Below are 14,039 nucleotides of genomic sequence, written 5' to 3' on the forward strand. Positions count from 1 at the left end.
TTGTTCACCCGAAAAAACGCCGCGCTTTCTCAAGCGCTTCAGCGAGGGCGTCGACCTCCTCGCGCGTGTTGTACATGCCGAACGACGCGCGGCAGGTCGAGGTTACCCCGAAATGTTTCAATAGCGGCTGCGCGCAGTGCGTTCCTGCCCTGACGGCGACGCCCGAACGGTCGATCACCATGGACACGTCATGCGCATGAATGCCCTCGATCTCAAACGAGACGATGGCGCCCTTGTCCGGCGCATTGCCGAAGATGCGCAGCGCGTTGATGCGCGACAGCTGCTCATGCGCATAGCGCACCAGATCGGCCTCGTAAGCCGCAATCGCCTCACGGCCAACGCCTTCGATATATTCAAGCGCCGCGCCAAGCCCGATCGCCTGCACGATGGGCGGCGTGCCGGCCTCGAAGCGGTGGGGCGGATCGTTATAGGTGACACTGTCGAGCGTCACGTCCTCGATCATCTCGCCACCGCCCTGAAAGGGCCGCATGGCTGCAAGGCGCTCTTTCTTGCCATAGAGCACACCAATGCCCGAAGGACCGTAGAGCTTGTGCCCGGTGCAGACATAGAAATCGCAGTCGAGCGCCTGGACGTCTACCGGCAGGTGGACAGCGCCCTGACTGCCATCGACCAGAACCGGAATGCCGCGCTCATGGGCAATGCGGATGATTTCCTGCAGCGGCGTGACGGTGCCAAGCACATTCGACATATGCGTAATGGCGACGAGCTTCGTACGGTCGGTGAGCGTCTTCTCGAACGCCTCGACCGTGAGCACGCCCTGCTCATCGACCGGGATCCAGGCGAGCTTCGCGCCATGGCGCTCGCGCAGGAAATGCCAGGGAACGATGTTGGAGTGATGCTCCATGATCGACAGAACGATCTCGTCGCCCTCGCCGATATTCGGCATCGCATGGCCATAGGCGACGGTGTTGATCGCCTCGGTGGCCGACTTGGTGAAAATGATCTGATCGGTGCTTTCCGCATTCAGGAAGCGCCGGACCGTTTCACGCGCCTTTTCATAGGCATCCGTGGCGGCGTTCGAGAGAAAGTGCAGGCCGCGATGAACATTGGCGTATTCATTGCTGTAGGCATGCGTGATCGCATCGATCACCGCCTGCGGTTTCTGCGCGGACGCGCCATTGTCGAGATAGACGAGCGGCTTGCCGTACACCTCTCGCGCCAGGATGGGGAAATCCCGGCGAACGGCTTCAACGTCATAACGCATAGTGTCGACCTTCTGGTCCATTTCGAACCCCGCGTGCCCGCCCCTCGCTCAGAAAGGCGGGCGTGAGTGGTTTAGGTTTAGCCGTGCTCGGCGAACCAGTCGACCAGTCTGGCCTCCAGCGCCTCGATCACGGTTTCATCCTCGAGCTCTTCGATCACCTCGGCCACGAAGGCCTTGACCAGCAGACCGCGTGCGGTCTTCTCGTCGATGCCACGCGCCATCAGGTAGAAGAGGTGCTCCTTCTCGATATCGGTCACCGTCGCGCCGTGGCCGCAGGCCACATCGTCGGCGAAGATCTCGAGTTCCGGCTTAGAGGAGAAACCGCCATCATCGGACAGCAACAGCGTGTTGCAGGCCATCTTGGCGTCGGTCTTCTGGGCGATCTTCGCAACGCGGATCTGGCCCTGAAACACGCCATTGGCCTTGCCCGTGACGACATTGCGGAAGGTCTCGGTGGAGACCGTGTCGGGCGCCAGGTGATCGAGCACCATGGTCACGTCGCAATGGGTCTCGCCGCCAAGAAGGTTCACGCCACGAAGCTTGAACTCGGAGCCCTCGCCCCGCGCCTCAACCTTCACTTCCTGGCGAACCAGTTTACCGCCGCTGTTCAGGATGAAGAGCGTCAGGCTCGACTCCTTGCCCAGCGAGGCCGTGAACTGGCCGAGATAGGCCGCATCGTCCGGCTGTTCCTGAAGCAGGATCCAGAACACATGCGCGCCATCGGCAACGTCCAGATGCGTGACGGATGATGCAAGCGCATCGCCGACGCCGGTCTGGCGCTCGATGATTGTCGCCCGCGAGCCGGCGGCCGCATTGACCACGAAACGGCCATGCACCTGACCGCCCGCATGGATATTCTGAAGCTCGACCGGACGGCTGAGCTCCGCGCCTTCGGCGATATCGAGCCAGTAGCCATCAGAAACGAAAGCCGCGTTGATCGCACCAACGGCGTCGAACCGGTCGGAGGCCGTCAGCCATTCGGCAGAAAGCGCGCCTTCCTGAAGCTTGTCGGCCAGCGTGGCGATGGTCAGGCCTTCCGGCCCGGCGGCACGGCCATGCGCTGCACCATTCAGCACAGGCAGGACCAGCGCGTTTTCGATCAGCGGATCAACAGCCTCGGCATTGGCGACCGGCTTGAAATCCGGAACAACGGACAGAAGCCGGCGCAGGTCGGTATAGTGCCAGGCTTCGACCTGGCGCGTGGGCAGACCCTGCTTGAGAAGCTCGAGCGCCTCATCGCGACGGACGGTGACATCGGCATCGCCGGGCAGGTCAGAGAAACGGCTGGAATAGCCGTTGACCAGCGCCGTTTCGGCCTCCGTCAGCGTGTTTTGAGCATGAAGGTTCATCTCGTCACCTCAAGCGGCTGCGTCGATGACGCCGGCGTAACCGTTCTTCTCCAGCTCAAGCGCCAGATCCTTGTCGCCAGACTTGATGACCTGGCCGCGGTAGAGAACGTGAACCGTGTCGGGAACGATGTAGTCGAGAAGACGCTGGTAGTGGGTGATCACCAGCACGGCGCGATCCGGCGAACGCAGGGCGTTCACGCCGTCGGCAACGATCTTCAGAGCATCGATGTCCAGGCCGGAATCGGTCTCGTCCAGAACGCAGAGTTTCGGCTCCAGAAGCTTCATCTGCAGGATTTCGGCCCGCTTCTTCTCACCGCCGGAGAAACCGACATTGAGCGGACGCTTGAGCATGTCCATGCTCATCTCCAGCTCGTCGGCTGCGGTGCGAACGCGCTTCAGCATCTCGGGGATCTTCAGCTCTTCCTCACCGCGCGCCTTGCGCTGCGCGTTGATGGCGGTCTTGAGGAACTCCATCGTGGCAACGCCCGGAATTTCGAGCGGGTACTGGAAGGCAAGGAAGATGCCGGCGGCGGCGCGCTCGGCCGGATCCATCTCCAGAATGGACTCGCCATTGTAGAGGATCTCGCCCTCGGTCACCTCATAGTCGTCACGACCGGCGAGGATGTAGGACAGCGTGGACTTGCCGGAGCCGTTAGGCCCCATGATCGCGGCCACTTCGCCGGCCTTAACGGTCAGGTTGAGGCCACGGATGATCTCCGTGCCATCCTCGGCGATGCGGGCGTGCAGGTTTTTGATCTCAAGCATGATTTTTTCCAAACAAATGCGCCGGCCTCAGCCGACCGAACCTTCAAGCGAAATACCGATGAGCTTCTGCGCCTCGACGGCGAACTCCATCGGCAGTTCCTGGATGACGTCCTTGACGAAGCCGTTGACGATGAGCGCGATGGCCTCTTCCTCGGGAATGCCGCGCTGCATGACGTAGAACAGCTGATCCTCGGAAATCTTCGACGTGGTCGCCTCGTGCTCGAACTGCGCCGTGGCGTTCTTCGCTTCGATGTAGGGCACCGTGTGCGCGCCGCAGTCATTGCCGATCAGCAGGCTGTCACACTGGGTGAAGTTACGGGCGTTGGCCGCCTTGCGGTGTGCCGAAACCTGTCCGCGATAGGTGTTCTGCGACTTGCCGGCGGAGATTCCCTTGGAGATGATGCGGCTTGACGTGTTCTTGCCCAGATGCAGCATCTTGGTGCCGGAATCGATCTGCTGATGGCCGTTGGAAACGGCAATCGAGTAGAACTCGCCGCGGCTGTTGTCGCCACGCAGGATGCAGGACGGGTACTTCCAGGTGATCGCCGAACCGGTCTCGACCTGGGTCCAGGAGATCTTGGAGTTATTGCCCCGGCAATCGCCGCGCTTGGTGACGAAGTTGTAGATGCCGCCCTTGCCCTCGGAATCGCCCGGATACCAGTTCTGGACCGTGGAGTATTTGATCTCCGCATCGTCCAGCGCAATCAGCTCGACCACAGCGGCGTGCAGCTGGTTCTCGTCGCGCTGCGGCGCGGTGCAGCCTTCCAGATAGGACACATAGGCGCCCTCTTCCGCGATGATCAGCGTGCGCTCGAACTGGCCGGTGTTGCGCTCGTTGATGCGGAAATAGGTCGATAATTCCATCGGACAGCGCACGCCCTTCGGCACATAGACGAAGGAGCCATCGGTGAAGACGGCGGAGTTCAGCGCAGCATAATAATTGTCCGACACCGGCACGACCGATCCCAGATATTTCTGGATCAGCTCGGGATGCTCGCGGATCGCCTCGGAGATCGAGCAGAAGATCACGCCGGCCTTGGCGAGTTCTTCCTTGAACGTGGTCACGACCGACACGGAATCGAACACCGCATCAACCGCAACGCGACCGGAGCTGTAGACATTGTCGCTCGGGTTTTCGTCCAGCTCACTCGACTCGCCCTGCTTGCGAACGCCGGCAAGAATTTCCTGCTCCCTCAAGGGGATACCGAGCTTTTCGTAAGTCTTGAGCAATTCGGGATCGACTTCGTCCAGCGACTTCGGGCCGGTCTGGTTCTTCGGCGCTGCGTAATAGTGCAGATCCTGAAAGTCGATCTTGGGATAGCTGACGCGCGCCCAGCTCGGCTCTTCCATGGCCTGCCAGCGCTTGTAGGCGTTCAGCCGCCACTCCGTCATCCATTCCGGCTCTTCCTTCTTGGCCGAAATGAAGCGGATGATGTCTTCGTTGAGGCCCTTGGGGGCCAGCTCGCTCTCGATGAGCGTCTCGAAACCATATTTGTACTGGTCCACATCGATCATGCGGACCTGATCAATCGTCTCCTGCACGGCAGGCATATGCGTTCTCCATCCATGCCGGGGTCAAGACCCGGCCGTCTTCAAAATTGAGCACACCGTGATTGCCTTGCGGCAACCCTCATGTAGTGCATCGGAGCAGATGTTTCATCCGGTCACATATTAAATATGTGTCTTTTTCTCCATTTTAATCTGCATCAGTTCCATTTTTCTCACAGCGCCGCCTCAGGCGGCCTCGGAAGCGCCCTTGCGCCGCCGGGCGATATTGGCCAGCGCCGCATCGAAAAGCGCCAGTTCATCCTCGCCCGTCGCGTGCCCGATGGAAACGCGCAGCGCACTGGCCTGATCACCAAGCCCCATGGCTTCGAGCACATGGCTTGGTCCCACACGCCCAGAAGAACAGGCGGATCCCGCAGACAGGGCCACACCGCCAAGATCGAAGCCGATCTGCGCTGTCTCGGCCTTGGTGCCGGGGATCGAGAAGAAGCTGGTGTTGGCAACGCGCGGCGCGCGACGGCCATGGATCACGGCATCGGGTACATGCGCCAGAATGGCAGCCTCGAAACGGTCACGCATGGCGGCAAGCGCATCAGTGCCAGACAGTTTGCCGAGCGCCTCGGACGCTGCTGCGCCAAAGCCTGCGATAGCAGCCAGATTCTCCGTGCCGCCGCGATGTCCCTTCTCCTGTCCGCCGCCATTGATCAGCGGTTCAGGCATCATCAGATCAGCGCTGCCGACGATGGCGCCTGCGCCCTTCGGGCCGCCGATCTTGTGCGAGGAAAGAATAAAGTAGTCTGCGTATCCCGCTGAAATATCGAGCGAAATCCGACCGGCCGCCTGCACCGCGTCGATGACGACCACCGCGCCTGCCGCCTTTGCGATACGGCCGATATCTTCAAGCGGCTGAATGATGCCGGTTTCATTGTTGACCGCGTGCACGGCGACCAGCGGAAGCCCTTCGCCGCGATCATGGGCGGCGAGCTTCGCCTCAAGATCAGCCAGATCGACCAAGCCGTCAGGACGAACGGCTATCATATTGATGGCGCTTGCGGAAAAGCGCCCGCCCTTCAAAATACATGGATGATCGGCGGCACTCACGTAGAGCGCAGAGAAGGTCAGCGGCGCACGCCCCATCGTCCAGCGTGGAGAGAGAAGCGTTGCCGCAGCCTCGGTCGCACCGGAAGTGAACACCACATGGGCGGGCTCTCCGCCGACGAGTGCTGCAACCTGTCGGCGCGCCGTCTCGAGAACACGCTTGGCGGCACGCCCTTCGCTGTGAACGGAAGAGGGATTCGCAGGCATGGCCAGTGCATCAAGCATGGCCGCGCGCGCGCACTCAAGGAGAGGCGCACTGGCGTTGTAATCAAGATAAGCACGGGCTGCCGACATTGATTTTCCGCTTTTCTCCGCGAATCCGACGTCTGCTTTACGCCTTCTTGGCCAAACTTGGCCTCAATGGCGTAATTTCCTTGAATTTTTAGGGCGAGCCGTCCTATCTACCCGGCTTGCCGACATGATGGACGCGTTGCGTCTGTCATTTTTGAATAATTCTAAACTAGCTTCTATGGAGGCGTCGGCGTCGCGTCAAGGGTAAGGAACATAGTTCCTTGTGCAACCCGAAGCGCTGCGACGCCCAATGTGGAGTACTCATGCCTGAGGTCATTTTCGCCGGACCGGCCGGACGCCTGGAAGGACGCTATCAGCCGTCCAAGGAAAAGAACGCTCCGATCGCGCTCATCCTGCACCCGCACCCACAGTTCGGCGGCACGATGAACAACAAGATCGTCTACGATCTTTTCTACATGTTCCAGAGCCGCGGCTTCACCACGCTTCGCTTCAACTTCCGCGGCATCGGCCGCAGCCAGGGCGCATTCGACCACGGCACCGGCGAATTGTCGGATGCAGCGGCGGCGCTCGACTGGGTGCAGACGCTCCATCCCGATTCGAAGAACTGCTGGATCGCCGGCTACTCGTTCGGTGCGTGGATCGGCATGCAGCTTCTCATGCGCCGTCCCGAGATCGAGGGCTTCATGTCCATCTCGCCGCAGCCGAACCTCTACGACTTCTCGTTCCTCGCCCCCTGCCCGTCTTCGGGCCTGATCATCCATGGCGACGCCGACAGGGTCGCGCCGCCGGCAGACGTTCAGGGTCTCGTTGACAAACTCCAGTCGCAGAAGGGTATTACGATCACCCAGAAGACGATGCCCGGCGTCAATCACTTCTATACCGACCAGATCGACAACCTGATCGGTGAATGCTCGGATTATCTCGACCGCCGCCTGCGCGGCGAGCTGTCCGAGCCCCGCCCCAAACGCCTCAAGTAAACTGTCCGACGGACAGGCGCTGCCCCGGCAGCGCCTTCCGTCAAACATCAAAGAGCCTGAAAGATCATGACCGCCTTCAAATCCGACTTCCTGCGCACGCTGAGCGAACGCGGGTTCATTCACCAGACCTCCGACAATGCGGGTCTCGATGAACTCTTCCGGAACGAGACGGTCACGGCATATATCGGCTTTGACCCGACCGCGCCGAGCCTGCACGCCGGCGGTCTGATCCAGATCATGATGCTGCACTGGATGCAGAAGACCGGCCATCGCCCGGTCGCCCTGATGGGCGGCGGCACCGGCATGATCGGCGACCCGTCCTTCAAGGACGAGGCGCGCAAGCTGATGACGCCGGAAACGATTGCCGACAACATTGCCGGCATCAAGAAGGTGTTCTCCAACTACCTGACCTTCGGCGACGGCCCTCAGGATGCACTGATGGTCAACAATGCCGACTGGCTTCTGGGCATCAATTACCTCGAATTCCTGCGCGATGTGGGCCGCCACTTCTCGGTCAATCGCATGCTGTCGTTCGATTCGGTGAAGACGCGCCTCGACCGCGAGCAGTCGCTGTCCTTCCTGGAATTCAACTACATGATCCTCCAGGCTTACGATTACGTTGAGCTGAACAGACGGATTGGCTGCCGCCTGCAGATGGGCGGTTCCGACCAGTGGGGCAACATCGTCAACGGCATCGATCTCGGCCACCGCATGGGCACGCCGCAGCTCTACGCCCTCACCTCGCCGCTTCTGACCACCTCGTCGGGCGCGAAGATGGGCAAGAGCGCCGACGGCGCTGTCTGGCTCAACCCGGACATGCTCGGCGCTTACGATTTCTGGCAGTACTGGCGCAACACCGAGGACGCCGACGTCGAGCGCTTCCTCAAGCTCTACACGACGATGCCGCTCGATGAGATTGCCCGCCTTGCAGCACTTCAGGGAGCAGAGCTCAACGAGGCCAAGAAGATCCTCGCCACCGAGGTAACAGCAATGCTGCATGGCCGCGATGCGGCGGAAGAGGCCGCGGAGACGGCGCGCAAGACTTTCGAGGAAGGCGCACTGGCGCAGACGCTCCCGACGGTCGAAGTCGAGCGCTCTGCGCTTGAGGAAGGTGTCGGCGTTCTGGCGCTCTTCGTGACCGCAGGCCTTGCCGCCTCCAATGGTGAAGCGCGTCGGCATGTGAAGGGTGGCGCAGTGCGCCTCAACGACCAGCCCGTCAGCGATGACCGGCAGGCCGTAACCCTCGACAACCTCACCGAGGAAGGCGTGGTGAAGCTCTCGCTCGGCAAGAAGAAGCACGTGCTTCTGCGCCCGGTCTGAGCCTCGCAACAATCGCATTTGAAAAATGAGCGTGCGTCCAACCGGGCGCACGCTTTTTCTTTATGGGCGGCTGCCCGCTATCGATACTCGAAGATCTGCCGGAAGATGCCCGGCGCAATGGCGGAGATGGGGTTCACCTCCATCTGCGGATCCTTCAGCTTGCCATAGAGACGGTAGGTGATGCCGATCAGGCCGCGATCACGGCCATTGCCGAGAATGGCGCCGAACAGCGGGATCTCGCCAAAAATGCGGTTGAGCCCGTAAAGCGGCATGAAGGTGCCGGTGATCGCGATGTTGTCATTGGCGTCGAACAGCGTGCCCTGAAAGGTGGTGCCGATCAGCGGACCGCGCAGAACGCCGTCGCTCAGCGCCAGACTGCCCGGCCCCTTGATGATGTTGGCAAAACCACGCTCGAAGCTGACACGTGCGGCATCGACCTTGTCGCCATTGCCGCTATTGTCCGTTGCGGCGACCAGAGACCCCAGACGCGGCTCGTTGACGATGAAGAAGTTCTCGGCCGTCACGCTGCCCTGAAAGCGGCCACCGCCAGCTTCCGTCAGGGCCAGCACCATGCGCCCGCCTTCCATGTGTTCGTAGAAATCCACGAAACGCATGACCGCACCGGCATCGGAGGAATTGGCGCGAATGCCGCCTGCGTCGCGCGACAGGGAAACGCTTCCGCCAGATGCGGTGACGCCCTTTAAATCGAGCGTGCCGGTCTCACCGGCCCCCGCCTTGTAGTCAAGCGACACATCGCGCATCACTTCGCCGCCGAAACCGGAGACGCGGTCGAGACGGGCGTCGAGTGTGATGCCCGCGTCTGCGCCGTCATCATCGCCACCTGACGCGCCCTGCCGCGCACCCAGATAGTATTTCACCATGGCGCGGCCATCGACCGACGCGCCGCGCACCGACACCCTGTAGGCGGAACCTGAACGGTCGATGGAGACGGAGAAATCGTCATCGCGGTTCAGCCGTGCCTTGTCGAAGCGGGCCGATGCGAGCCGACCACCCGCAATGGTGATGCGCCCGGTTGCGGAAAAGGTCTTTCCGGAAAGCCTGAAATCCGTGAGTTCCATGGAGGATGATTTCTCATCCAGAATGAAGGAAGCGCTGGCCGGAATGCCCGCTCCCTTGCTCCAGTTGATCCAGGGCAGCGTCAGGCGCGTCTTGTCCAGATTGACCTTGAGCGCCTTGCGTCCATCCTCAAGCTCATCATAGTCGACCGTCATCGGACCAGAGAGAATGCCATCAAGGCCCGGCACGATCTTTCGCCGCGCCGCATCGTCAAGCGTCAGTTCGATCCTGCGCGAGCGCGCCTGATCGGATTCGCCAAAGGGTTCCACCAGTTCGAGCCGCGCCGGCACGCCGTTGAGTGTGGCGGTGGCCGAAATGTCCGCCCGCCCCGGCTCGACCATGAGCACGCCATCGGCATTGGCGACCATCTGCCCATTGAAGGGTTTGGAGATCGAGAGGTCGGAGTATTCAAGCGTCGCCCGCCAGCCAAGCTGGTCGCGCGGAATGCCATCGCTCAGGGGAATGTCGGCTGTCACATGACCGGTGACGTCACCGGTTACATCCTTTGGCGTCAGATCGATGCGCTCTGACACGTCGATGGGCTCGTAGGAGGCCAGTTCGACGACGGCGGGCGCCTTGCCGGCAACATCAATGGCGAGCTTGCCGATGCGCGGCTTCACATGCGCGTTGCGAACGGACAGCGTGCCATTGCTGGCCGCAACCTGCCGTCCGCTTGGCATGAAGACGGTGCCCGCCTCGATGGCAATATCGATGTCGGAGCCCTTAAAGGCGATGCTGCCGGCGGCGTCCCGCACCGGCGGAATGCGGCCTGCAATATCGAAACGGGCATCAGCGACGGAGAATGCGCCGTTCACTTCCTCATCGTTCAGCGGCTGGCCATTGCCGAACCGGCCGGGCGGAACGCGCAAACGCAGATTGCCTTCCACCACATGCCCGCCAAACAGGTTTTCAAGCACCCATTCCCGTGCGCCCGAGGCCGCAAACCACGGCCAGAACTGCTTGACCTCATTGGTCGGCATGCCGCTCGTATAGACGGCAAGCGAAAGCCCGGGCGTCTTGCCGGCTTCCAGCGTTACAGCAGCGCTTGCGGTGATGACGCCGGATGTCGTTGCGATACGGATCGTATCGCCGACGATGCGGCCGCTGCCGGTGTCGATGCGTCCGGAAACACCCGCCACGAAGGGAACGGCAGCCTGCGGTGAATCGAGCGGAGCGATGGTCGATTTCGGACTGACCAGATCGAAGCCATAAAGCGCGCTGTCAGCCTCCTCGTTCTCAAGAGGAACGATCCTGCCGGTAAAGTTGAAGACCGAACGGCCGACAACGAGGTTTGCCTGATTGATGACGATCATGCCGGCTTCACGGCCAATCTCGGCGCGGATACGGCCCGTTGCGGTCAGAATGCCATCTTCGCCAAGATCAAACGGCGCTTCCTGCAGCGCCACCTCGAACTGTAGCCTGCCTTTTCCGACCTCCTGCTCGCCGCCCTTGAGCGATAGCCTTGTGGCGGCAAGAAGCGCATCGGCTCCCTTCAGTTCACCAGCAACGGACCGCGCCGCCTCCAGAACCGTTGGATCGGGGGAACCGATTTCCACCTCGAGCGACTTGATCGGTCCATCGGCAAGCGGGCGAAGCGCCGATCCGACAAGCTCCACCTCCCGCTCACCAAGCGCCGCATTGGCCCTGAATTCCAGCTTTCCCGAAGGTGCGAGCGCGGCATTGACGTCGAGGGCTACGGCGCGGCCCGTCTCGTCATCCAGAACAATCTCGACGTCACGCATGCGCAGATAGCGCGTTCCGGTGCGCTCGGAGATCGCATAGACCCGCCGCAGGCCCGCAAACACGCTCTCTTCCAGAACAGACGGATCGATGGGCTTTTGCCAGCGGGCAACCGCTGCAACCTCGTCGGACTTCGCGGAAAGTGCTGACAGATGCACCCGCGCGCCGGAAAGCTCGACGCTTCCCACTTCCACTTTCCCGCTCAGAAGCGGGAGCAGACGGAACCCGATACGCAAAACGTCCGCATCGACCATTCTGTGGCCAGTCTCGGCCTTGCTCAGATGCGCATCGCGGATTTCCAGAGCAACCAGACTGCGATCACTCAGAACCAGCCCGAGCTCCCCCATGTCGGTCTGGATTTCGTAACCGGCGGCGGAGGTCAGCGCCCTTTGGGCAGCGGCGCGGAGGCGATCCTGCCCGATGGAGCCGGTGCCAACGAACTGAAGCAGAAGGCCGGCCAGCACAAGAAGCGCGATCAGGGAGACCAGAACAATGAGAATGCGCCGGCACCACAGCCAGAACAGGGAGCGCCGCAGCACGCCACGAGCCCTGCCCTCAGTCGAAGGGTAGGTCTCCAAAGCCGCTATCTCGCCCCGTCTGAACCTGATTTTCCTGTGAGAAGCGCCTTCCTGATCCACAACCGTTCCCGTCGACACACCGCAGCCATGGACGAATCCATCGACATCATTATATCTCTCCCTTTCATCGCCTATCCACAAACAGGGGAAAGAAAATGACAGAACCCGTCAAAGGAAGCGAAGCACCGGATTTTGTGCTGCCAGCCGATGGCGGCAGCGAGGTCAGATTGTCCGACTTTCGCGGCAAGACGGTTGTGCTCTTCTTTTACCCCAAGGACAACACCAGCGGCTGCACGGTCGAGGCCATCGACTTCACCGCACTGAAGCCCGAATTCGACGTGGTCGATACGGTCGTGCTGGGCATGTCTCCCGACAGCCCCAAGAGCCATGACAAGTTCAAGACCAAGCACGGCCTTACCGTCGGCCTTGTTTCCGATCAGGAAAAAGAAACGCTGCAGGCCTATGGCGTGTGGGTCGAGAAGAGCATGTATGGCCGCAAATATATGGGTGTGGAACGCTCCACCTTCCTGATCGATCCGGAAGGCCGCATTGCGGAAGTGTGGCGCAAGGTGAAGGTGCCCGGTCACGCACAGGCCGTTCTCGAAGCAGCAAAGAAGCTCAGGCAGGCCGCCTAGAGCAGTTCCGGTCAGGCAGGATCGCCTGACGCGCATACAGGCGGGAATGATAAAATATAGCGGAGCAGCACACCTGCCCCGCTTTCTTTAACGCCTCGCCTGATCGGGAAAAGCTTTATTAACCCTAATCAAGTGTAATCAAAATCGAACAAAGCTCACCTGCAACGAAGTTCGATTTTCTGATGCGTTCACAGCAATCTGCGGTTTTCGGCAAGCGAAAAGAGCCCCACACGATCATCATCGCGCGGGGTGAAAAGATACGACATTTCACTGTTCGCCCATGGATGGCCGCATCAGTGGGCTCAGCGATCGCTGCGATCGGAATCGGCTACATTCTTGCAACGTCCTATCTGGTTATGCGCGACGATCTGATCGGCGCGACGGTGGCCCGGCAGGCCCGCATCCAGCAGGCCTATGAAGACCGTATCTCGTCGCTGCGCGCCCAGCTCGACCGCGTGACCAGCCGTCAATTGCTCGACCAGCAGTTCATGCAGGAAAAGGTGGGCGAACTTCTTGCCCGGCAGGATCAGCTGACCAAGCGCCAGAGCCGCCTGGAACCGGTTCTAAACCGCGCCGGCACGGAACTCCTGCCCAAAAAGGGGCCGGTTCCCGCCCCGCGCCCACAGATCAAGGCCGACACCGAGCCGCTTCTCGATCCGACACGGACCGGCAGCATCGCCGTTGCAGCACTGGCCCCCACGAAAGCCGATACCGTTCCCTGGCCGCTTCGTTCGCAGACGCAGGCGGATGACCGACCGCTTTCTGCCGCAGACAAGGCGGATTTTCTTTTCGTGAAGCTCAACCGCGCGCTCGCATCAATCGAGACGGAGCAGATCGACCGCGTCAGGACGCTGGCCGACAACGCCTATCAGAGCGCTGAGGTCATCGCGGACGCACTTGATGATGTCGGGGTCCGCGTTTCGGAAGACGAGCGCGAACAGCATGTAGGCGGCCCGCTTCTGACATCGGCCAGCGCGCTCGCCTTCGAAGACCAGGTACGCGACTTGGACGATGCGCTGTCTCGCCTCAACGACATCAAGGGCAAGGCGCGCGCGCTGCCGCTGGCCAATCCGGTTCCCGGTGCGCAGATCACCAGCCGCTTCGGCTCCCGCCGCGACCCGTTTCTGGGTCGCAGGGCGCATCACTCCGGCATGGACTTTCGCGCCCGGACGGGAGCGCCCATTCATGCGGCAGGTATCGGCACCGTCATCAAATCCGGCTGGAACGGTGGTTACGGACGCATGGTCGAAATCGACCATGGCAACGGACTGACCACACGCTACGCGCATATGAGCAAGCTTCTGGTCAAGAAGGGCGAGAAGGTCGAGCCGGGAACGCTGATCGGCAAGGTCGGCTCCAGTGGTCGCTCCACCGGCCCTCACCTGCACTATGAAGTGCGCAAGGGTGGTACGGCCATCAATCCCTCGCAGTTCATCACGGCTGGTCGAAAGGTCGCCGCGTTTCTCAAGGACGGCTCCTGAGATACAAAACGGGCGAGCCTGAGGCCCGCCCGCTGT

General features: G+C 61.3%; 10 protein-coding genes. 4 read left to right on the top strand and 6 right to left on the bottom strand.

The window, feature by feature from the left end; all coding sequences use genetic code 11:
- Positions 1-4: 4 nt before the first annotated feature.
- The 5 genes from DEJ54_RS15260 to DEJ54_RS15280 form a co-directional block, all read right to left on the bottom strand.
- Positions 5-1,246, bottom strand: coding sequence for a cysteine desulfurase (locus DEJ54_RS15260; RefSeq protein WP_113155315.1), 1,242 nt, complete (start codon positions 1,244-1,246; stop codon positions 5-7).
- 56 nt (positions 1,247-1,302) lie between these two features.
- A complete protein-coding gene (gene sufD / locus DEJ54_RS15265) occupies positions 1,303-2,574 on the bottom strand; it encodes a Fe-S cluster assembly protein SufD (protein WP_113155316.1) in 1,272 nt (423 codons plus the stop codon).
- Positions 2,575-2,583: 9 nt separating this feature from the next.
- Positions 2,584-3,339 carry a Fe-S cluster assembly ATPase SufC gene (gene sufC, locus DEJ54_RS15270; protein WP_090326477.1) on the bottom strand — a complete coding sequence of 252 codons (756 nt, stop codon included), beginning with the start codon at positions 3,337-3,339 and terminating at the stop codon, positions 2,584-2,586.
- A 27-nt stretch (positions 3,340-3,366) separates the two neighbouring features.
- Entirely contained in the window at positions 3,367-4,890 is a 1,524-nt protein-coding gene (sufB, locus tag DEJ54_RS15275) for a Fe-S cluster assembly protein SufB (RefSeq protein WP_113155317.1), read from the bottom strand.
- A gap of 183 nt (positions 4,891-5,073) precedes the next feature.
- Positions 5,074-6,237, bottom strand: a complete 1,164-nt coding sequence (locus tag DEJ54_RS15280; RefSeq protein ID WP_113155318.1) for a cysteine desulfurase family protein — start codon at positions 6,235-6,237, stop codon at positions 5,074-5,076.
- A gap of 260 nt (positions 6,238-6,497) precedes the next feature.
- On the opposite strand from DEJ54_RS15280, the gene DEJ54_RS15285 reads away from it, so the two are divergent.
- On the top strand, positions 6,498-7,172 hold the full coding sequence (locus DEJ54_RS15285) for an alpha/beta hydrolase (RefSeq protein ID WP_113155319.1): 675 nt from the start codon (positions 6,498-6,500) through the stop codon (positions 7,170-7,172).
- A 66-nt stretch (positions 7,173-7,238) separates the two neighbouring features.
- Complete coding sequence (gene tyrS / locus DEJ54_RS15290; RefSeq protein ID WP_113155320.1) at positions 7,239-8,492, top strand: tyrosine--tRNA ligase; 1,254 nt, start codon at positions 7,239-7,241, stop codon at positions 8,490-8,492.
- 77 nt (positions 8,493-8,569) lie between these two features.
- Here the strand turns inward: tyrS and DEJ54_RS15295 are convergent, their stop codons facing one another.
- A complete protein-coding gene (locus DEJ54_RS15295; RefSeq protein WP_245447575.1) occupies positions 8,570-11,848 on the bottom strand; it encodes a DUF3971 domain-containing protein in 3,279 nt (1,092 codons plus the stop codon).
- A gap of 194 nt (positions 11,849-12,042) precedes the next feature.
- On the opposite strand from DEJ54_RS15295, the gene DEJ54_RS15300 reads away from it, so the two are divergent.
- Together DEJ54_RS15300 and DEJ54_RS15305 are read left to right on the top strand one after the other, a co-directional pair.
- A complete protein-coding gene (locus tag DEJ54_RS15300; RefSeq protein ID WP_113155322.1) occupies positions 12,043-12,522 on the top strand; it encodes a peroxiredoxin in 480 nt (159 codons plus the stop codon).
- 179 nt (positions 12,523-12,701) lie between these two features.
- Positions 12,702-14,003 carry a M23 family metallopeptidase gene (locus tag DEJ54_RS15305; RefSeq protein WP_162742384.1) on the top strand — a complete coding sequence of 434 codons (1,302 nt, stop codon included), beginning with the start codon at positions 12,702-12,704 and terminating at the stop codon, positions 14,001-14,003.
- Positions 14,004-14,039 lie beyond the last annotated feature (36 nt).

Origin of the sequence: Nitratireductor sp. OM-1 (assembly GCF_003296175.1) — a bacterium.
In the GTDB taxonomy this organism is placed as follows: Bacteria; Pseudomonadota; Alphaproteobacteria; order Rhizobiales; family Rhizobiaceae; genus Nitratireductor; species Nitratireductor aquimarinus.